General features: G+C 41.3%; 16 protein-coding genes. 5 read left to right on the top strand and 11 right to left on the bottom strand.

Features of this window, described 5'->3' with window-relative positions:
- Positions 1–133: 133 nt before the first annotated feature.
- Both carB and CKW03_RS16820 read right to left on the bottom strand, forming a co-directional pair.
- Positions 134–2,953 carry a carbamoyl-phosphate synthase large subunit gene (carB, locus tag CKW03_RS16825; RefSeq protein ID WP_093100467.1) on the bottom strand — a complete coding sequence of 940 codons (2,820 nt, stop codon included), beginning with the start codon at positions 2,951–2,953 and terminating at the stop codon, positions 134–136.
- 279 nt (positions 2,954–3,232) lie between these two features.
- Positions 3,233–5,485, bottom strand: a complete 2,253-nt coding sequence (locus CKW03_RS16820) for a glycoside hydrolase family 20 protein (protein WP_093100465.1) — start codon at positions 5,483–5,485, stop codon at positions 3,233–3,235.
- A 142-nt stretch (positions 5,486–5,627) separates the two neighbouring features.
- Here CKW03_RS16820 and lipA point away from each other — a divergent pair, with 142 nt between their 5' ends.
- A complete protein-coding gene (lipA, locus tag CKW03_RS16815) occupies positions 5,628–6,509 on the top strand; it encodes a lipoyl synthase (protein WP_093100463.1) in 882 nt (293 codons plus the stop codon).
- Positions 6,510–6,583: 74 nt separating this feature from the next.
- The gene (locus CKW03_RS16810; protein ID WP_093100461.1) at positions 6,584–7,480 is read left to right on the top strand and encodes a hypothetical protein; all 897 of its coding nucleotides are present in this window, start codon (positions 6,584–6,586) and stop codon (positions 7,478–7,480) included.
- Positions 7,481–7,484: 4 nt separating this feature from the next.
- Here the strand turns inward: CKW03_RS16810 and CKW03_RS16805 are convergent, their stop codons facing one another.
- Both CKW03_RS16805 and CKW03_RS16800 read right to left on the bottom strand, forming a co-directional pair.
- Positions 7,485–9,053, bottom strand: coding sequence for an amidohydrolase (locus tag CKW03_RS16805; protein ID WP_236736548.1), 1,569 nt, complete (start codon positions 9,051–9,053; stop codon positions 7,485–7,487).
- 204 nt (positions 9,054–9,257) lie between these two features.
- Positions 9,258–9,668, bottom strand: a complete 411-nt coding sequence (locus CKW03_RS16800) for a BrxA/BrxB family bacilliredoxin (RefSeq protein ID WP_093100458.1) — start codon at positions 9,666–9,668, stop codon at positions 9,258–9,260.
- 162 nt (positions 9,669–9,830) lie between these two features.
- Between CKW03_RS16800 and ahcY the strand changes: the two genes are divergently transcribed.
- Positions 9,831–11,147: an adenosylhomocysteinase gene (ahcY, locus tag CKW03_RS16795; RefSeq protein ID WP_093100456.1), complete on the top strand. Its 1,317-nt coding sequence runs from the start codon at positions 9,831–9,833 to the stop codon at positions 11,145–11,147.
- Positions 11,148–11,243: 96 nt separating this feature from the next.
- Here the strand turns inward: ahcY and CKW03_RS16790 are convergent, their stop codons facing one another.
- The 4 genes from CKW03_RS16790 to upp all read right to left on the bottom strand — a co-directional run bounded on the left by CKW03_RS16790 (position 11,244) and on the right by upp (position 14,019).
- Positions 11,244–11,783, bottom strand: a complete 540-nt coding sequence (locus CKW03_RS16790) for an AAA family ATPase (protein ID WP_093100454.1) — start codon at positions 11,781–11,783, stop codon at positions 11,244–11,246.
- A gap of 12 nt (positions 11,784–11,795) precedes the next feature.
- A complete protein-coding gene (gene pnuC, locus CKW03_RS16785) occupies positions 11,796–12,398 on the bottom strand; it encodes a nicotinamide riboside transporter PnuC (protein WP_093100452.1) in 603 nt (200 codons plus the stop codon).
- Positions 12,399–12,798: 400 nt separating this feature from the next.
- The gene (locus CKW03_RS16780; RefSeq protein WP_093100451.1) at positions 12,799–13,272 is read right to left on the bottom strand and encodes a ribonuclease H-like YkuK family protein; all 474 of its coding nucleotides are present in this window, start codon (positions 13,270–13,272) and stop codon (positions 12,799–12,801) included.
- Positions 13,273–13,374: 102 nt separating this feature from the next.
- Positions 13,375–14,019 carry a uracil phosphoribosyltransferase gene (gene upp, locus CKW03_RS16775; protein ID WP_093100449.1) on the bottom strand — a complete coding sequence of 215 codons (645 nt, stop codon included), beginning with the start codon at positions 14,017–14,019 and terminating at the stop codon, positions 13,375–13,377.
- Between the two features lie 117 nt (positions 14,020–14,136).
- Between upp and uvrB the strand changes: the two genes are divergently transcribed.
- The gene (gene uvrB, locus CKW03_RS16770) at positions 14,137–16,170 is read left to right on the top strand and encodes an excinuclease ABC subunit UvrB (RefSeq protein WP_093100447.1); all 2,034 of its coding nucleotides are present in this window, start codon (positions 14,137–14,139) and stop codon (positions 16,168–16,170) included.
- Between the two features lie 54 nt (positions 16,171–16,224).
- Positions 16,225–16,656, top strand: coding sequence for a hypothetical protein (locus CKW03_RS16765; RefSeq protein ID WP_139185521.1), 432 nt, complete (start codon positions 16,225–16,227; stop codon positions 16,654–16,656).
- A gap of 35 nt (positions 16,657–16,691) precedes the next feature.
- On the opposite strand, the gene CKW03_RS16760 is transcribed toward CKW03_RS16765, so the two are convergent.
- From CKW03_RS16760 to CKW03_RS16750, 3 genes are all read right to left on the bottom strand, one after another.
- Positions 16,692–18,716: an alpha-amylase family protein gene (locus tag CKW03_RS16760; RefSeq protein WP_139185520.1), complete on the bottom strand. Its 2,025-nt coding sequence runs from the start codon at positions 18,714–18,716 to the stop codon at positions 16,692–16,694.
- A gap of 146 nt (positions 18,717–18,862) precedes the next feature.
- Positions 18,863–20,026 carry an alpha-hydroxy acid oxidase gene (locus tag CKW03_RS16755; protein ID WP_093100441.1) on the bottom strand — a complete coding sequence of 388 codons (1,164 nt, stop codon included), beginning with the start codon at positions 20,024–20,026 and terminating at the stop codon, positions 18,863–18,865.
- A gap of 118 nt (positions 20,027–20,144) precedes the next feature.
- On the bottom strand, positions 20,145–20,669 hold the full coding sequence (locus CKW03_RS16750) for a DUF4833 domain-containing protein (protein WP_093100439.1): 525 nt from the start codon (positions 20,667–20,669) through the stop codon (positions 20,145–20,147).
- Positions 20,670–20,729 lie beyond the last annotated feature (60 nt).

The raw sequence follows: 20,729 nt of genomic DNA, 5'->3' as shown, positions 1-20,729 counted from the left end.
AGAAAGTATTTAGTATTTAGACTATATGTATGTCAAAAAAGGTCTGAGAAATTAATCTCAGACCTTTTTTTGGTATTTTTTAGTCTTAATTCTAAATACTAAATACTAAATACTAAATACTTAGTACTTAGTACTACTGCGCATTCAAGAACATTGATTTCTTGCTGTACAATTCTCTGAAATGTGGATCGTTAAGATCTTTGATAAAGCGGATCGCTTCACCAGTTGATTTCATCTCAGGGCCTAATTGCTTGTCTACCTCAGGGAATTTCGAGAAAGAGAACACAGGCTCTTTAATCGCGTATCCATTCAATTTACGTTCAATCGTGAAGTCTTTCAATTTGTTCTCACCCAACATCACCTTCGTAGCGATATTGATGTAAGGTACATCATAAGCCTTCGCGATAAATGGAACCGTACGAGATGCACGAGGGTTTGCCTCGATTACGAATACATTCTCATCTTTGATTGCGAATTGTATGTTCAATAGACCAATTACATTCAGTGCTTTTGCTAATTTGATGGTATATTCTTCCATTTTTTGCTGAACATTTTCTGATAAGCTAAATGGAGGCAATACCGCTGATGAGTCACCAGAGTGGATACCTGCTGGCTCGATGTGTTCCATCATACCGATGATGTGAACATCCTCACCGTCACAGATCGAATCTGATTCCGCTTCCTCAGCTCTATCTAAGAAGTGGTCAATCAGGATATGGTTACCTGGAAGGTTTTTCAATAGGTTCACTACTGCTTTTTCCAAGTCTTCATCGTTGATCACGATGCTCATTCCTTGTCCACCTAATACATACGAAGGGCGAACCAAAACTGGGTAACCAACTTCATTCGCAACTTTGATGGCTTCTTCTGCAGAAGTTGCAACACCGTATTTTGGATAAGGAATATCTAAATCTTTCAATAAGTCAGAAAAACTTCCACGGTCTTCTGCCAAGTCCATGTTAGCGAAGTTTGTTCCGATGATCTTCACGCCCTCAGCTTCTAGGCGCTCAGCCATTTTCAAGGCAGTTTGACCACCTAACTGAACTATTACACCAACTGGTTTCTCCAATTCGATGATTTCACGAACGTGTTCCCAGAATACAGGCTCGAAGTATAGTTTGTCAGCCATGTTAAAGTCTGTCGATACAGTCTCAGGGTTACAGTTCACCATGATGGCTTCGTAACCACATTCTTTTGCTGCCAATAAACCGTGTACACAGGAGTAATCAAACTCGATACCTTGACCGATACGGTTAGGTCCCGAACCTAATACGATGATCTTCTTGCGATCCGATGCTACAGACTCGTTCTCATCTTCGAAAGTAGAGTAGTAATATGGAGTTTGTGCAGGGAATTCCGCAGCACAAGTATCTACCATTTTATAAACGCGACGGATACCCAATTCTTTACGACGTGCATACACCTCGTCTTCCGTGGTATTTCCTAATAACCAAGCGATTTGGATATCTGAATAACCTTTTTGTTTCAAGGTCATGAAGAAGTCGCGCGGGATATTGTTCAATTGGTATCTACGCAATTCACCTTCTAGTTGAACCAGCTCTTGAATTTGCAATAAGAACCATTTGTCGATTAGGGTAGCTTTACGGATTGATTCCAAAGGAACACCTAATTCGAAAGCATCTTTGATATGGAAAAGGCGATCAGCACTTGGATGCTCCAAGCTATACATGATTTCCTCTAAGTTTCTAGATTGGCGACCATCCGCACCTAAACCAGCACGGCCAGTTTCCAGCGATTGAGCAGCTTTTTGAAGTGCTTCGATGAAAGTACGGCCGATTGCCATTACCTCACCTACAGCCTTCATCTGTAAGCCCAATTCTTTGTTAGCACCTTTGAACTTGTCAAAGTTAAAGCGTGGAACCTTTACGATTACATAGTCCAAAGTAGGCTCGAAATATGCTGAAGTATTTTTAGTGATCTGGTTCTGTAATTCATCCAAGTTATATCCGATTGCCAATTTCGCAGCGATCTTAGCGATTGGGTAACCTGTAGCTTTAGAAGCTAATGCTGATGAACGGGATACACGTGGGTTGATCTCGATCGCAATGATCTCTTCGTTTTCAGGATTTACTGAGAACTGAACGTTACAACCACCGGCGAAGTTACCGATAGAGCGCATCATCTTGATTGCTTGATTACGCATATCTTGGTAACATTTGTCCGAAAGGGTCATTCCCGGTGCAACGGTAATGGAGTCTCCGGTATGGATACCCATTGGGTCAAAGTTCTCGATTGTACAGATGATGATTACGTTATCGTTCGAGTCACGTAATAATTCCAATTCAAATTCTTTCCAACCCAATACCGCTTGCTCCACCAATACCTCATGGGTAGGGGATGCATGCAGACCTCTGTTCAAGGCAGCGTCAAATTCTTCTTTCTTGTGCACAAAACCACCTCCGGTTCCAGCCAATGTGTAAGAAGGGCGAATTACCAATGGGAATCCGATCAACTGAGCCGCTTCCTTTCCTTCCAAGAAGGAGTTTGCGATTTTAGAGTTCGCAACACCAACACCGATGTCGATCATCAATTGGCGGAATTCTTCACGGTTTTCAGTTTTCTCGATAGCAGCTACATCAACTCCTATCACTTTAATATTGTATTTGTCCCAAATACCACGGTTCGAAGCTTCAATACATAGGTTCAAAGCGGTCTGACCACCCATAGTCGGAAGTACAGCATCGATTTGGCGTTCCTGAAGGATCTGCTCGATACTTTCGCAAGTTAATGGAAGTAAATAAACGTGATCTGCTACAACACTATCGGTCATGATTGTAGCTGGGTTTGAATTAATGATGGATACAGAGATTCCTTCTTCTTTCAGAGACAATGCTGCTTGTGATCCTGAATAGTCAAACTCACAGGCTTGTCCGATAACAATAGGTCCAGATCCAATGATTAATACCGAATTGATGGAGGTGTTTCTAGGCATTATTTTTTATTTCAATTGTTAAATACAAATAATTAAGTGGACGCTTGCAGACAGAGATTGCCTTAATGGGAGGTGTTTTTCCGACTGCTTTGTCGGAGTGCAAAGTTACATTTTTATTTTAATAATGAACGAATTATTTCATCGAAAAAATTGAAGTTTCCTATACGCTTATTTAGGAAATTCATCATGAATTAATCGCATTAAACCCTTTATGCCCCAGCCTACAAAAAGCAATGTCCATAAAAAAGGGAACTCATTTTTTTGAATTCCCTTTTTCCTTTAATAAATGACGATCTCATCGGCAAATAGATAACCCTTCATCGGATTGGTTGCCTTGATCTGTATATATCTTGCCATTATCGGCTTTTCTAGCTTGATTTCAAACTTTTGGAATTTCAAGGCTGGATCTGTAGTGCTCACCTGATTTTTTACAGTTCCTAATTCTCTGTAACTTTTTCCATTGTCCGATACTAACACCGTAAACTCTCCCGGAAAATAGACCCCCGGAGCAGGTATCTGCATAAAATTCAGGGCTACAGATTTTATCTCTTCCCTTCTTTCAAAATCCACGATCACATCAACCCCTTTGGTAAATCCTTGCCATTGCCCATCCTGATAGGTCAACGTTCCTTTAATGCCGTTGGTCAGCGTCCTGTTTCCTTGCGCCGGATATCCTTCCCAAGGCGTTTTATAGATCACCTCTTTACCAATCGCTTTATGGATATCCAATTCTATGGTCTCCACTGGGCTTACTCGCGCTGAATCCAAAAATGAGGCCGCTTTGATTACCGCTGATTTGGAAAGCTCGATCGGAAGGTTGTATAAGGTCGAAGATTTGCTCGGTTCCGTTCCATCTATCGTATAGCGAATGTATGGTTTAAACTGTTCCGAACTTAAACTTATGGTATTCTTAACCTGAGCAGAATCAAATTCCACCTTATTGATCACATTATAGGAAGGACGGTAATAATTCACCTCCAGCTTCTGCAGTATTTTATACTGCTGTTGCAATCTTTTCTGGAAATCAGGCCAAGATTTACTGTCTTTATCTGTCCAGACCACTTCCGAAAGCGCTAATGCCCTAGGGAATGCCATGTATTCCACATGTTGGTAGGTCGGGATATGCTCGGTCCATACATTGGCCTGTGCACCTAAAATATGTTTCTTCTTATCATCCTGAATGCCTTCGGGAATAGGATTATAACTATATACCTTTTCCAAAGGAAGAAATCCACCCAATGCCTCAGGTTGTGTTCTTGGATCGGTTTGGTAGCCATCAAAATATAGATAAGCACCCGGCGTCATGATCACATCATGACCGGCATTTGCCGATTTGATACCGCCTTCTTCACCTCTCCAACTCATCACCGTTGCTCCCGGAGTCAATCCACCTTCCAATATCTCATCCCAACCAATCAGCTTTCTGCCTTTTGATTGCAAGTATTCATCCATTTGCTTGATAGCATAGGATTGTAGCTCTTCTTCCGACTTCAAGCTATCCCTTTTCATTAAGGCCTGGCACTTTGGACAATTTTTCCAATGTGATTTATCAGCCTCATCGCCACCAATGTGGATATATTGGGAAGGGAAGATGGCCATCACCTCGTCCAAAACATTCTTCAGGAATTTATAGGTGTCCTCATTGCCCAAACAGAACTCGCCTTGGGTATATGGGATTCCAGTACATGATAATTCAGGATAAACCGCCAATACCTCTTCGGAATGGCCCGGCATTTCAATCTCAGGAATAATGGTGATACCACGCTTGGCAGCATAGGCTACCAATTCCCTTGCTTGGTTTTGGGTATAATAGCCACCACTGGCATTTGGAGTACCCTCATCGACATATTGCCTGCCATTGTTCCACCAATCCTTCCATAGCGTATGAGTTCTCCAGGCAGCCTTCTTCGTCAATTCTGGGTATTGCTTGATCTCCAATCTCCATCCAGCACCATCTGTGATGTGCCAATGGAAATAATTGAATTTATAAAGGGCCAATAGGTCTATATATTTCTTCAGGAAATTAAAGGGCATAAAATTGCGCGATACATCCAAGTGCATACCCCTATATGGAAACCTTGGCTTATCCTCGATGCGAACATAAGGCAAGGACTTCGAATCGTTCAGGTAACTCAATTGCACCAAGCTATAGATTCCGGGAATCATGGCTTGAGGAGAATGTGCCTTCACTAGAATTCCATGTTCATCCACTTCAATCAGGTAGCCATTAGGGTCCACGCGATCAAATTCTTCTGCTTTAAACAAACGGATGCCCGATTGATGCTGTTTCTTGATCTTTTTTACTAATTCTGAATTTCCAATATGGATACCTGGTATCTCATTCACTAAATCTGCAACCTGCGAAAATTCTTCCGTATAGTAGAGATCCAGTTTTTGATTCAGGTTGAGTTCTCCTTCCATAGAAAGGACTTTGACAGGTCGTGGAATGATGGCAATTTCTTGTTCTTGGGCAGAAAGCCATAAGGGCAACAGACAGGTCAAAAAGAGTAATTTACGCAGATGCTTAACCATATTGGAGAATAAGGGTTTGATTTTTAGCAAATATCCTAAAAAAATAATATTTAGATAACAATAAAAGTAGAGACATGTTTTTTATGAGATTATCCTAACATTCATTTAACATAAATACTGTAAATATTATTAAATTTGTTGCATGATTGAACTTCCTGTAATTCCTGTAAACCAGACTCAACGCAAACCTGATTGGTTACGCGTAAAGTTACCTGTTGGAAAAGAATACCGACATGTAAGAAGTTTGGTTGATGAACATAAGCTGCATACCATTTGCGAAAGTGGAAATTGTCCTAACATGGGTGAATGTTGGGGAGCAGGTACTGCTACCTTTATGATCCTAGGAAATATCTGTACGCGATCGTGTTCATTCTGCGCTGTAGCTACTGGTCGACCATTACCTGTAGACCATGATGAACCAAATCGTGTTGCAAATTCTGTCAAATTAATGCAGGTTAAGCATTGCGTGATTACTTCGGTGGACCGTGATGATCAAAAGGATGGAGGTTCGCAGATCTGGGCTGAAACAATCTTGGCTATCCGTAGAGAAAGTCCGGAAACAACCTTAGAGACTTTGATTCCTGACTTTAAAGGGCAATGGGAAAACCTAGACCGCGTATTGGCAGTTCGTCCTGAGGTGGTATCCCACAATATAGAAACCGTAAGGAGACTGACTCGTGAAGTTCGTATCCAAGCTAAATATGATCGCTCATTGGAATGCCTAAGAAGAATCTCTGAAGCAGGCCTTCGCACAAAATCGGGCATCATGTTAGGTTTAGGCGAGAATGAAGAGGATGTAATTGAAACTATGCAAGATCTGTATAATGTTGGTGTCGATATCTTGACCATCGGCCAATACTTGCAACCTACAAAAGCACACCACCCGGTAATTGATTGGGTAACACCTGAACAATTTGAAAAATATAAAGAAATCGGATTGAAAATGGGATTCAAATATGTAGAATCCGGACCTTTGGTAAGATCATCTTACCACGCCGAAAAACATCTTTTCGATATGCAATAAAGATTAAATCCTTAGAATTCTAAGGATTTTTTTTTGAAATACATTACTTTTAACCAATATCAATAAGGTGTTGTATGTTTTTCAATAGAATATTTATTCCTTTATTGCTTCTAGAGCTGCTATTGCTCCTGGTCACCAGTTTTGCCTATTTCCTCCTGGTCCGTTTCTGGAATATTAATCTCCCAGAATGGGTCCTATGGTTGATTCCCCTTGCCTTAAGCCTTTTTTTTATCTATATCTTTCTTCATCGCATCCTCCGTGTTCTGTATCCCGACTTATCGCCCAACTCGATCAAGACGGTGCCGATATTGTTATTATTTGTCCTTATTCCCATTCTTACCGCAATCTTATTTCCTGCTTTGGCAAAGGGAATCCGTTACAATTTCTCCAAGGTACTCCATTTGAAAAGCATCAATGATCTTAAAGCAGGTGAAAGCCCAGTTTTCTTAGAAGTGGAAGACTGGTATGTTGATCGAATGCGAGTAATTCCCATTCGAACCATCAGTAACCCACATTTCTTTAGCATGGGTAAACATCAGGTCAGTATCCTGTTTATTGCACCCATTTTTTCCAAGTCCGATGCCTACCGTACGCATGCGAAGGCTTGGTTGGGCTTTTCTTATAACAAGATTTTTAGTCAGAAGGAACTCAATGCCCATCTGGATGATGAGTTTGCCAAAGGGTCAATAGCCCATTTCAAGAAAATGAACGTTCGGGGATTTGATTATTTCGAAGCCTTTCCAAGGGGCGCACAATATGAGGTGTTAAAAGAGATGGCACAGGTACACGATTATTTTAAAAGTGGCTTTATCAATATCTACAAAGGACAAGATGTGGACCGGGATATTCTTTCGATCTACCATTCAAAATACTTCCTTTTCCTGTTTGGAATCCTGGGGCTGCCCGCAATATTACTGATCTCGGGATTGTTAGCCTATTTCAAACCTAAGGAATTCGATGTGTTAGAATAATCGTTTATTTAGATCTTAGGTATTCTGTCTGCCCGGCGATAACCGTTCTCAGGGTTTTGATATCTCGGAGTTTATCGTTCGCTGCCGTCATAATATCATCTTCTAAGATGACAAAGTCTGCGTCTTTACCTTTTTCAATACTTCCACGTTTCTTTTCCTGAAAACATGAGTAAGCAGCCCAAATGGTCATGCCACGCAAAGCTTGTTCCCTCGTGATGGCATTCTCCATCTGGAAACCACCTTCAGGATATCCAACTTTGTCCACCCTTGCTACAGCAGCGTGAAAACCATATAGTGGATTGTAATGTTCCACGGGGAAATCACTTCCTAATGCCAATAATCCATATTCCTCTAGAAGTTTCTTGTAGGCATAGGCACCTTTGATACGCTCAGGTCCGATTCGATCTTCTGCCCAATACATATCCGAGGTAGCATGGGTCGGTTGCACGGAAGGGATGATCTGAAAATCCTTGAATTTATCGAAATCACCAGGTGCTATGATCTGCGCATGTTCAATCCTCCAACGTCGTTTCTTGCCGTCTTTCAGGTATTTTCCATAGGTGTCCAAGATTATCCTGTTGGCAGAATCCCCAATGGCATGGGTATTTACCTGAAAATTGCTATTGGCCAATCTTTTGATGATCTTATCGAATTCTTCAGGGCTTTGCAATAGGAATCCATTGGTTGGTGCGTCATGGTAAGGGTGTAATAAACATGCACCGCGAGAGCCCAAGGCTCCATCTGCCATTAACTTAAAGGATCGAACCGTTAAGCGGTCGGACTCAAAGGTTCCTGACCTCAAATAGTCCTTTACACTTTGGTCTGTGGCCAATACCATGGCGTAATCCCGGATAGCCAATGAATCTTCATTATAGAATATCTTGAGCGATTCGATCTGTTCTTTGCTAAGTCCCGCATCTACAATACTGGTCAGGCCTACTGAAAGCAAAGAATCCTGCGCTCTTCTTAAGATCTTCAGTAGAGCAGAATTCTGTTGTTTTGGAATATGGTTCTGAACCAATTGCATGGCGTTGTCGATCAGGATACCATCTGGCAAGCCTTCCTTGTTTACTGAAATTACACCTCCTTCAACAAAGTAGGCACTGTCCAAGGAAGCTTTCTCCAGCGCTTTGGAATTTGCCAATGCAGCATGGTAGTCCACCCGGGTTAAATAAATCGGGATATTGGGGAAATATTTGTCCAATGAATCTTTGGTCGGGAAATCCTTCACCTCCCAAAGGTTTTGGTCCCATCCATTACCAATAATCCATTTTTTGTCCGGATTGGCACTGGAATAGGCTTTTAACCTTTCTAAAACCTCATCAAATGATTTTGATCCTACCAAGTTTACTTCATCCATTCCTTCGGCCAGCATAAAGAAGTGTGCATGGGCATCATAGAAACCCGGATAGATAAACTTGCCTTCTGCATCTACTTTTTCCTTTGCATCATACTTGTTCAGTAGGTCTTGAGAGTCCCCCAACTCTACAATGACCCCATTATTTACAGCAAAGGCCTCCACCGTAGAAAAAAGAGAGTCTACCGTGTACACTTTGGCATTATAAACAATCAAGTCAATTTGTTTATTGGTGGTACAGCTTATGAACAAGCTTATCAGAAATAGAAATATAAGTTTGGTTTTAAGATTCATCGTCTTGTTTAGATGATTTAAGACAAAGGTACTAAGAAAAAGCTGAAATTGCCTGGAATAAGAAAAAGCTTCTTTTAAGGTTAAAAGAAGCTTTTTCGATATTCAAAAATCAAAATACAATGAATGTTAGCAGTACTCGTCGAAAGCTGCAACTAAGTTGTCAGCGATCATTTGAGCAGGTCTGCCTTCAATCATATGTCTTTCTATCATATGTACCAACTTACCATCTTTGAACAATGCCATCGCTGGAGAAGATGGAGGGTAAGGTAACATATATTGACGTGCTTTGTCTACTGCATCTTTTTCCATTCCGGCAAATACAGTAACCAATTTGTCAGGGTGTTTCTCGTTCTTAACAGCAGCTTTTGCAGCAGGACGTGCATTGGCAGCAGCACAACCACAAACCGAGTTTACAACTACGAATACAGTTCCTTCAGAAGGAATTGCTGAGTCAACCTCAGCTGCTGACTTTAATTCTTGAAATCCAGCATCAACTAATTCTTGACGCATTGGAGCTACTAAATATTCTGGATACATATTCTTATTCTTAATGATTTATGCAAATATAGTCTTAAATGATGCCATAGTCAAGCCGCTATCCTCAAGAAAATGTCAATTTTACAGTGAATAATGCGACAATGTTTTGAATTGATTTGACTATCAAGTAATTTTGTGATTCTAAAATCAAAAAGGAAAACTATGTCATCATTAGAAACTACCTACGTACCTTACAAAGTAAAAGACATCTCTTTAGCTGAGTGGGGTCGTAAAGAAATAGAATTAGCAGAAGCGGAAATGCCAGGTTTAATGTCCCTACGTAAGGAATTTGGTGCAACCAAACCTTTAAAAGGAGCAAGAATCGCAGGCTGTTTGCACATGACTATTCAAACTGCTGTATTGATTGAAACGCTAGTTGAACTAGGTGCTGATGTATCTTGGTCTTCTTGTAATATCTTCTCTACTCAAGATCATGCTGCTGCTGCTATCGCTGCTGCAGGTATTCCGGTGTATGCTTGGAAAGGAATGAATGAAGAGGAGTTTAACTGGTGTATAGAACAAACCTTGTTTTTTGGAGAAGATCGTCAACCATTGAACATGATCTTGGATGATGGTGGTGACTTGACCAATATGGTATTCGACCAATTCCCTGAATTGATCGACGGTATCAGAGGTCTTTCTGAAGAAACCACTACAGGAGTTCACCGTCTATACGAACGCATGAAAAACGGTACCCTTCATTTACCAGCGATCAATGTGAATGACTCCGTTACCAAATCGAAATTTGATAACAAATACGGATGTCGTGAATCATTGGTTGATGCCATTCGCCGTGCTACCGATTTAATGTTGGCTGGTAAAGTTGCAGTTGTTGCGGGTTATGGCGATGTGGGTAAAGGTTCTGCTGAATCTCTACGCTCTGCAGGTGTGCGTGTATTGGTAACTGAAATTGACCCTATCTGTGCGCTACAAGCAGCAATGGAAGGTTATGAGGTTAAGAAAATGGCTGATGCAATCAAAGAAGCTAATATCGTAGTAACTACTACCGGTAACAAAGACATTATCCGCCCTGAACACTTCAAGGCAATGAAAGATAAAACCGTAGTTTGTAATATCGGTCACTTCGACAATGAAATCGATGTGGCTTGGTTAAACCAAAACTTCGGAAATACAAAAGTAGAAATCAAACCTCAGGTGGATAAATATACCATTGATGGCAAGGACATCATTTTATTAGCTGAAGGCCGTTTGGTAAACTTAGGTTGTGCTACGGGTCACCCATCTTTCGTGATGTCAAACTCGTTCACCAACCAAACATTGGCACAATTGGAACTTTGGACCAATACTGACCAATACAAAAAAGAAGTTTACACCTTGCCTAAACACTTGGATGAAAAAGTTGCTCGTTTGCACCTTGCCCATATCGGTGTAGAATTGGATGAATTGACTCCTGAACAAGCTGAATATATCGGTGTAACTGTAGAAGGTCCTTATAAACCAGAAGCATACCGTTATTAATTAGAGATCAAGTATTTAGTAGTTAGTATTTAGACTTTGCTGATTGCTAAAACCATAAAATGAGAAAGCCGAGGAATCTTCCTCGGCTTTCTCATTTTATAAGTTAAGATGCTTTTTTACGGCATTCAAGCCGTTTTGCAGTCTGGCCTCATCGAGTCCTGAAATGATTTCATAGTGGGCTTGGATGGCATGCAACTCATCTTTCCATACTTGCATAAAGTGGGCTCTTTCAGTAGGGAAGTCCCGCAATGGATCATCCTCCCAAGGCAGGTCAATGTCCATCAAGAGATAGAGGTCATATTTCCTTGATTTGATTTCCTCAGTTACTTCCTTTGGGGTATGGCCAAATAAATGATCGGACCATATCTTCACTGTCAATATTGTTGTATCACAGACCAAGAGTCCATTGCTTGCTGATGCGGTCAATGCTTCTTCCAGAGCAACCTGCCCATAATACATATTGACCTCATCCTGTAAGGTATATTGATTGTTTAAGTTTTTGCAATAATATCGAGCATACTCCGGAACACATATCGTTCCTAATGCTTTGGCAAGATATTTTGCCATGGTCGATTTACCTGTAGATTCCGGCCCAACCACTGCAACCTTAAAGGGATGTGCTATTTCAATTTCCATAGAAGGGCAATATTACTGAAAATTTTGATAGGTTTTCTTCCAATCTCGGTACCCATTCCATGCGATAATGGCAAATGCCAAATAGAGGACAGCCGTCAAGATCAAGTCCTTGTGGAAATACAAAGGGATATAACAGATGTCTACAAATACCCAGAGTAGCCAATTTTGCAAGACTTTCCTCGTCATCAGGAACTGTGCTACAAAACTGGTTGCCGTACAGAATCCATCTGCATAGGGTACATCTGTATCGGTAAAACGGTCTAATACCAAGCCCAAAATAGCTGAAAGGACAGCAATGGATCCAATGGTCATCAGCATCTGTTTGCTGTTGAATGAACTGATGGGTCGCTCTTCCGAATGCGCCCTTTTGTTCCAGTAGTACCAACCGTAAATCGCTGTCCCTAAAAAGTAGATCTGCAGGACAGAATCTCCATATAGCTTATTGTGATAGAAGATGTATAAGTAGGTCAGGACGGAGATTATACTGATCGGCCAATTCCAGATATTTTGCTTGGCGGCAAGATAAACACAAAGAAAACCGGTAATCGTCGCCAACCATTCCAAAGGAGAGGTCAGCAGAAACTGCTCATATAATTGCTGTAGGAAGTCCTGCATGCTCTAGATCTCGATATTTTTGATAAATGTGCCCATTCTAATCCATTTTAAAAAATAATGGTCAGAAAAAATTCCATTGCAAGGGTCAATCATCATTTGGAAATAGGGGTTTTATTCGAGGCATGTTCGAGAATCATTCGAGAATCATTCGGACAGCATTCTGTCCAGTTCGGCATTTCTCGAATGTGTCTCGAATGAGGTCCAAATGGAACAGCATAGATTACTGAAATATTGAATAGATGGAGGCGAAAGAGATCAGCTTGACTTTAAGAAAAATTAGGGGAGAAGATTTTTACTGACCTAGGGATTAGATCAAAAATGAGAGGGTAAGTTTGGCATCCTTCAATTACAGGAAGTAATTAAAGTGGCGATTCAATTACGAAGAAACCTTTATGCAGGCTTATTGAACCAATTTATTGGCGCAATTTGTACTGGCAAAGGATTCTGGTTTAGCCTTAAAAATAAAACCCATTCCTAGGATGTAGCCCATGGCTTCCTTCAGTGCGGTATTGGATTGGAAATTTGGATTTGTATTGATGTCGGCGTGGACTTCCAGATCGATTTGATATTGATCTAAGAGGGGGCAAAGTTCGTAAGCGGTTTCAATCGAATGCTGAACTTCTAAGAGCATTCTTTCTTTGATGGTCATGTTGTGACTTTTCTTGTCCTTTCTGATGAACATAAAACCACCTCGGTGTTCTCTGAGGAAGACAACGACTGTTGCAAACTCGACGGTACCTCTTTTGACTTGGGAGTCGGTACCTATATAGACCTTGAGTTTATTGCCAGCAGCTTTCTCCTTTACAATGGTCTCCTCAACTGCGGACCATAAAGGAAGTTTTATTGTCTCTCCGTTGTATTTTTGCCATTCCATAGTATGAAAATTTGTTTATTAAATTTACGGATATGTGATTCATTATCTAATTGTTATATGTTAATAAATTGCTAAGTATTTGTTTCTTTTTTAGCGGTTAAACTATTCTTTGTTGCCAAAAGCCAGGTCTCCGGCATCGCCCAGTCCTGGGACGATATAAGACTTGCTCGTCAGCTCATTGTCCACGGCGCCCACCCAAATCTGTACCTCTGGCAAAAACGCCTGAACATGCTGTAGGCCTTCTTCCGACGCAATGACCGTGGCAATATGTAATTCCTTGATATCATAATCATTCATCAGGTCCTTGCAGCATAAGACCAGGCTGCGTCCGGTAGCCAGCATAGGGTCGGCCATAATAACGATCTTACCATCCAGGTTCGGTGTGTTCTGATATTTTTTGTGGATCTCAAACTCTCCACTTTTCTTCGTGTGCCTATAAGCAGCAATAAATGCAGAGTCCGCAGAATCAAAGTAGTTCAACAGACCTTGATGAAAGGGTAGACCTGCACGGATAATGGTTGCAATTACAGGTTGTATGCTCATGAGATGGGTATTGGCAACACCCAGTGGAGTTTCTACTTCAGAATATTTGTATTCAAAGGTTTTGGAGATTTCATAGGCCATGACCTCGCCCAAGCGTTCCAGATTCCTTCTGAATCGCATTCTGTCTGTTTGAACCCTCACATCCCTTAGTTCTGCTAAGAAATGGTTTGCAATGCTGTTTTGTTTCGTTAGAATAGTGACCATGACAAAAAGTCTTGTTAGCTACCAAAATAACAATAATTTTTCGGATTCGTTTGTTTGCAGGGCAGATAACTATAAAGGGAATAAAATTTGATAACTTAGGTGTACGAAAGGCATTCTATGAAATTTCAGTTAACATCAGAGTATAAACCAACAGGTGATCAGCCTGGAGCAATCAAAGAATTGGTTAGTGGCGTGGATCAGGGCGAAACCTATCAGACCCTATTGGGGGTTACAGGTTCGGGAAAGACATTTACCGTAGCGAATGTCATCCAGCAAACCCAGAAGCCCACCTTGATATTAAGCCATAATAAAACACTAGCGGCGCAGCTGTACGGAGAATTCAAGCAATTTTTCCCGAACAATGCGGTGAACTATTTTGTGTCTTACTATGATTATTATCAGCCGGAAGCTTTTATTGCCCATACCAATACCTATATCGAGAAGGATTTGGCGATCAATGAGGAGATTGAAAAGCTGCGATTGGCAACGACCTCGGCCCTGATGTCTGGTAGACGGGATGTTATTGTGGTTTCCTCAGTTTCCTGTATTTACGGTATGGGAAATCCAGAGGATTTTTCTAGATCAATTTTCCGTTTTGGTGTTGGGACCACCATCTCTAGGAATGCATTCTTGCATAAGTTGGTGGAGATCCTCTATGCACGTACAACGGCTGAATTTAAACGTGGAACATTTCGCGTAAAAGGCGATACCATAGATGTTTATCCAGCATATTTAGATGTAGCTTATCGAGTTTCGTTCTTCGGGGATGAGATCGATGAACTGAGTGAGATCGACCCAGTTTCGGGCAGGACCTTGGAGAAACATGAAAGCTTAGCTTTATTTCCGGCGAATCTTTTCGTGACCCCAAAGGATAAATTTACCCAGTCCATTTGGTCCATCCAGGATGAGCTAGTTGCTAGAAAGACCCAATTGGAGGATGAAGGAAAAATGCTGGAGGCCAAAAGATTGGAGGAAAGGGTGAATTACGACTTAGAGATGATGCGGGAGTTAGGTTACTGTTCAGGGATCGAGAACTATTCTCGTTTCTTTGATGGCCGGGATCCAGGAATGCGTCCGTTCTGTTTGTTGGATTATTTCCCAGAGGATTATTTATTGGTGATCGATGAGAGCCATGTGACCATTCCACAACTGCGTGCGATGTATGGAGGTGACCGATCCAGAAAGATTTCCTTGGTAGAACATGGTTTCCGTTTGCCAGCAGCATTGGATAACCGTCCACTGAACTTCCCAGAATTTGAATCCTTAACCAACCAAACCATCTATGTTTCGGCGACTCCAGGCGATTATGAACTGCAACAGACCGAAGGGGTGGTGGTAGAGCAGGTTATCCGTCCGACTGGATTGTTAGATCCGGTTGTGGAAGTCAGACCAGCAGTCAATCAGGTGGACGATTTCTTGGAGCAAGTTGATAAAACAATTAAAGAGGGGGGAAGGATATTGGCGACGACCTTGACCAAACGGATGGCAGAGGAGTTGACCAAATACATGACCCGATTGAACATCAAGGTTCGGTATATCCACTCTGAGGTGAAGACTTTGGAAAGGGTGGAGATCTTAAGGGGATTGCGTCTGGGCGAGTTTGATGTGTTGGTGGGAGTAAACCTTTTGAGGGAGGGACTCGACTTGCCAGAGGTGACCTTAGTGGCCATCTTGGATGCAGATAAGGAAGGCTTCCTGCGTTCGGAAAGATCCTTGATCCAGACCATAGGTCGTGCGGCACGTAATGATAAAGGCCGGGTGATCATGTATGCGGATAAGATGACGGATAGTATGCGCGTGACCATTGATGAAACCAACCGGAGAAGGGATAAGCAGATTGCTTATAACTTGGAGCATGGCATTACGCCGAGGACCGTAGGGAAGACCAAAGAGGAGATCTTGGAACAAACCTCCGTGGCAGACTTTAAAGGCGAACCTAAGGCTTATATTGAGCCGGAAGCAGGTGCTTCCGTGGCGGCTGATCCATTGATCGAATATATGAGTGAGAAGGAAATGAAGAAAGCGATTGAAACTGTCAGAAAACGTATGGAGAAAGCAGCCAAGGAAATGGAGTTCTTGGAAGCAGCAAAATTGAGGGATGAAATGTTCTCTTTAGAAAAAACCTACGAAGAAAAATTTGGAGGAAAGTAAGGCTGTTATTAAACCTGTAGAGTCTGTGGAGGTCTAATGCGAAAATCCTCCATTATGAAAACGATCAAGTACATCCTTATTTTAGCGACGTTTTTTATTCTATCCTTTCAGGCTAATGCACAAGAATTTAATAAGTCAATAGATATAGTAGGTTTTACCCAAGACCAGACCTTTGATCATCTCAAGCAATTTGCGCTTGAGAACGATTATTTCATTGAAAAATTGGATCGTGAGGAGGGTTTTATACAATTAGGATATCTCTCTAGGACCAATAACCTCTTTAAAAAGGATTATAAACTGTCCATTAATGTGCTATTGGATTCCATCAATGATAATGATTGTAGGATTACCTTACAGATCTATATGCAAGAAGCAACCACTAGAGATTTTATCACCACTTATGAAGATATAGGTATGATTAAGTCTCAAAAGGGCTATTCCGATCTGCTTTTATTGATTAAAACCTATATGGATCGGCAAAGGTAATATTGACGATGGCTATGGTTTCTTGATGAAAACAGCTATTCCTTCTCTAGTTTAAAAATCTTAGCTCCAATGCTTTCAAATTCAAGTTCCATCTTGGATCCTACCTTACTTTCCTGATTATTGATCAAATCCAATATGTTGTAGTTTCCAGTAAGGCCCAAGTTTTTCAGGTCGATATCAAAATGTGCATTTCCTTCCTTAAAGTTGAATGCAATCAGATAGGCTTTGTTCCCTTCGCGTTTTAGAAATACATTGCTGGTTCTATTATCCTGCATGATTGGAAGGGGTCTAAAGCTTTTTCCATTTTTTATGATGTTCAATATTTCTTGGTTTTGTAGGATGGGTTCCATGACGCTATGCCACTCTTCATTTTGGGAAAAATCATCGCCAAGGATCAGCGGGCCTGCAACTACCCCCGAAAGGAACCTCGCTACATTGACATCATGTGATTCGCCGGTAAATACCAAATGGTCAGCATCGATATAATCGTAGAGATAGGTTTGCCAGAAGCCAAAAGTCAAGGAGTTGAGGGTGTAAGCGGTTTGATCGATGGTCTTCCAAGCATCGCAGGCAATCCTACGCATGTGGGCATACTTGTATGTGGCTAGGGAAGGGGAGATGGCTGCATAGATCAACATCTGATTATCTAAGAGTTCATTTAAGTATCTCATTCCAACTGCATAGGCCTGCATCCCGGTTTTGATATTCGGGTTATGGAACTTACTCGATTCAATAGCTGCATGGGATAGGAAGTCGATCTTGATCATCTTGAATCCGCATTCCTTTAATTTTCCGAGGATAAATTTCATCCTGGCCTGTGTTCCGGGATGGGTCGGGTCTAAGGCTCTTCCACCATCAAGGTCATGGTATCCAGCACTGGTCTTGGTCCACATTTCTCCAAAGGTATAATCCGATCCCTCGGCTTTTCGATCGGGTCCAGAACCATGTCCCCAATCTGTAAATGGAGCCCAATACACACCGGGTTCCAATCCGGCAGTTTTGCAGTACTCTGCAAACTCCTTTAATTTGCTGTAATCCCCAGCCATTCCACCGGGTACCATATTGTCCCAGAAAGAATCTAAGTCTATATAGGCTTTTCCGTTTTCATTTCTGAATCGTGGCAATCTGTCCTTGAAATAATCAACCGTTGCGATTGCATTTTCCCAGGATAGCTTGGTCTGGATTACGCCCCAGCTGTTCCAGCCTACAGGAGTACCATCCGTCCATGGTTTGAGGTTACTTGGGAAAAGTTTCCTTTGGAATTTTGCAAATTCATCCAATCCATCTTGCCAATTTTTTGAATAGGATATGAGGATTTTGGAAGAGTTTATTTGATTTCCCGAGATGTACCCATGCTCCATGGAATCACGGGTTATGCTTGCATTTACAAAACCATTTTTTACTTCCAAGTCAGTTTGCTGATTTTCTTGCTTGGCGAGGATTCCAGTCTTCCAAGTAGATTGATCCAAAGAGGCGGTCAAGAAACCAGTTTGATCATTTTGATCATATAATATTCCCAATTCAGAACTTTCATAGGGTTCAGAATCAAGATCCTGTTGTTTATATTCGATAAAGGTGTCATTGTCAAAAGGAACAAAGACTGAGCTTAGGTTTTTACCCGGAAGTAGGTTTTGTCCTTTTAAATGGAATGGAGATAAGGAATTAGAGCTGATATTCTTTCCCTTCAAAACAAGCTCCATGACGAAAAAAGAACTGCCCTCATAGAAGTAAAAATTTTGGATCGCTTTAGTCCCGTTTTTGTTTAGGTGTTCAATGGAATAGCAGATGCCCGATCCGGCATTGTCCTTGAATTTTTGTTTTAAGGCTCTTGGGTTGGATGAGGAAACATCTTGTACGGAGCCGTTTTTTAATTGATAGGAGGAAATGGCATTTTCAAATACCGGCTTTTTGTTCTGTAATAATGAAAAACTACCTTTTTTTAGGTCGTATCTAAATTCTTGGTTATTGTTGAGTTTAACTTCGATTTGAGCTTGAAGGAGTTGGCAAGGCAAACAAAATAGGCAAATTAGCCAGAATAGGTTCGTAAGTTTAAATAACATGTTGATTAGGTTGAACGATTTTTATGAATTGGTTGTTTCATAAAGTTGTCCAATGTACATCAAAAAAACGAAATCAAATGGGGCTGTGCACAAAAAAATAGGCTATAAAATCGTTTATAGCCTATTTTTTACAAGAACTTATCGAGTTACAATAATCTCGATGGGAACTGTTTGATATTTTCGATACTTAATTGTTGCATGACTTGATAAAGCTGGGCTTTAAACATGTTGATGGTATGGTCAGCGCCCTCATCGCCTAAGGCACCTACTCCATACATAAATGGTCTACCCATAAAGTTGAAGTCAGAACCTACGGCATAGGCTCTTCCCAGATCTACCCCTGAGCGGATACCACCATCCAACATGATTTTAACCTTGCTGGCATAGCTTGTATTTTGTGTCAGTCGAATTAGGGAATGGATTGAAGATTCGCCGGCATCAATCTGTCTACCCCCATGATTGGAAACAATAACTCCATCTACTCCGATAGAAATTGCAGCTTCCATATCTTCTTGGGTCGTGATGCCCTTCAAAACTAGGGGACCTTGCCAGATATCACGGATAGCCTGAACCTTTTGGATATTTACTTTTCCGGTGAAGGTCTTGTTCATGAACTGCCCAAGTTGGGATAGGTCAAGGCCTTTTTCCATATAGGGCTGCAAGGTGGCAAAATTAGGAATGCCATGCTTCAGGGTTTTGATACCCCATTCCGGGCAGATCATGGCTTGGAATATATTGCTGATATTCATTTTAGGTGGCATGGATAGTCCACTTTTGATTTCGCGATAGCGAAGCCCAAATGACGGGACATCCACCAATACTACCAACACTGGACATTCAACAGCCTTTAACCTGTTCAGGATATCATCACGCAGGCGATCTTCTGTAGGGTGATAGAGCTGGAACCAGGCTTCGCCATTGGAAACCTCGGCAATTCTTTCAATGCTTGAGGTAGATACTGTACTCAGAATGTAGGGCACATTGTTCTTTGCCGCTGCCTTAGCCAAAATTTCAGGAGCATTTGGCCACATGAGTCCCTGCAAGCCAATTGGTGAAATGCCAAAAGCTGCTGAATATGTTTTTCCGAAAAGTTCTACGGACATATCGATATCGCCAGAAACATGGAGATATTGGGGCTTTAAGAGGATGTCATCAAAGTCATTCTCATTTCTGGCCAAATTGAGTTCTTCATTACATCCGCCTTCCAGGTAGTCAAATGCAAATTTTGGAATGCGCCATTTCGCTCTTTTCTTTAAGTCAGCTACGGAAGGATACCCTGGATTATAGGGATACTTGATTTTTACACTCATTATTATTTAAGATTTAGGTGCTGCAAGCGAAATTACGGTTAAAAAAATGAAATATCCATCCTGTGCTATGTGGTGGAAGCCAGAAAAATGCTGTTCTTTTCTATCTTGGAAGGATAATTTAATCTATAAGAAGTTTTTCGACAACCTCTTTGTTTTTGGAGGTTCCATAAAAAAGGATGTAATCGACCTTGGTGGTCAATCCTGAGGTTCCATCTCTCTGCCTAATGAAGATCCTGTTGACCTTAAATTTAAGTCCATTGACCGTAGTCACCACATAGGGCTTTCCTTTGGGCGGTAGATACAGGTAAAATTTCTGGCTTGGGAGCGATACGATCGTTAATTCGTAAGTGCGATCGTCGATGGCCCTGGTCTCAATGCCATAGGCAAAGTTTTTTTGGATACCAGTGAGCGGTTTTAATTCTCCAGACTTATCAAATAATTGACGATAAACGCGGACAGGATCATCTTCATCCAATTTATTTTGACCATTCTTATTGAGGTCATAGATGAATGTGTTCTTGCCGCGATTGTGTTGGATGTAGAATAGAAGGTTTTCTTTGTCAGTCGGGCTAGGATAGCCCTCTTGAGCCTGTGCATAATAAGTAGTTACGAATATCAGTAAGGTCAAAATGAATTTGTTCATCTGATTAATTTTGATGGGAAGTTACTGATATTCGCATTAAATGATAATGAAATTTTAGTT

The organism is Sphingobacterium mizutaii (assembly GCF_900187125.1).
Classification (GTDB): Bacteria; Bacteroidota; Bacteroidia; order Sphingobacteriales; family Sphingobacteriaceae; genus Sphingobacterium; species Sphingobacterium mizutaii.
The sequence above is the reverse complement of the archived record's forward strand: the minus strand, read 5'-3'. Positions and strand labels throughout refer to the sequence as shown.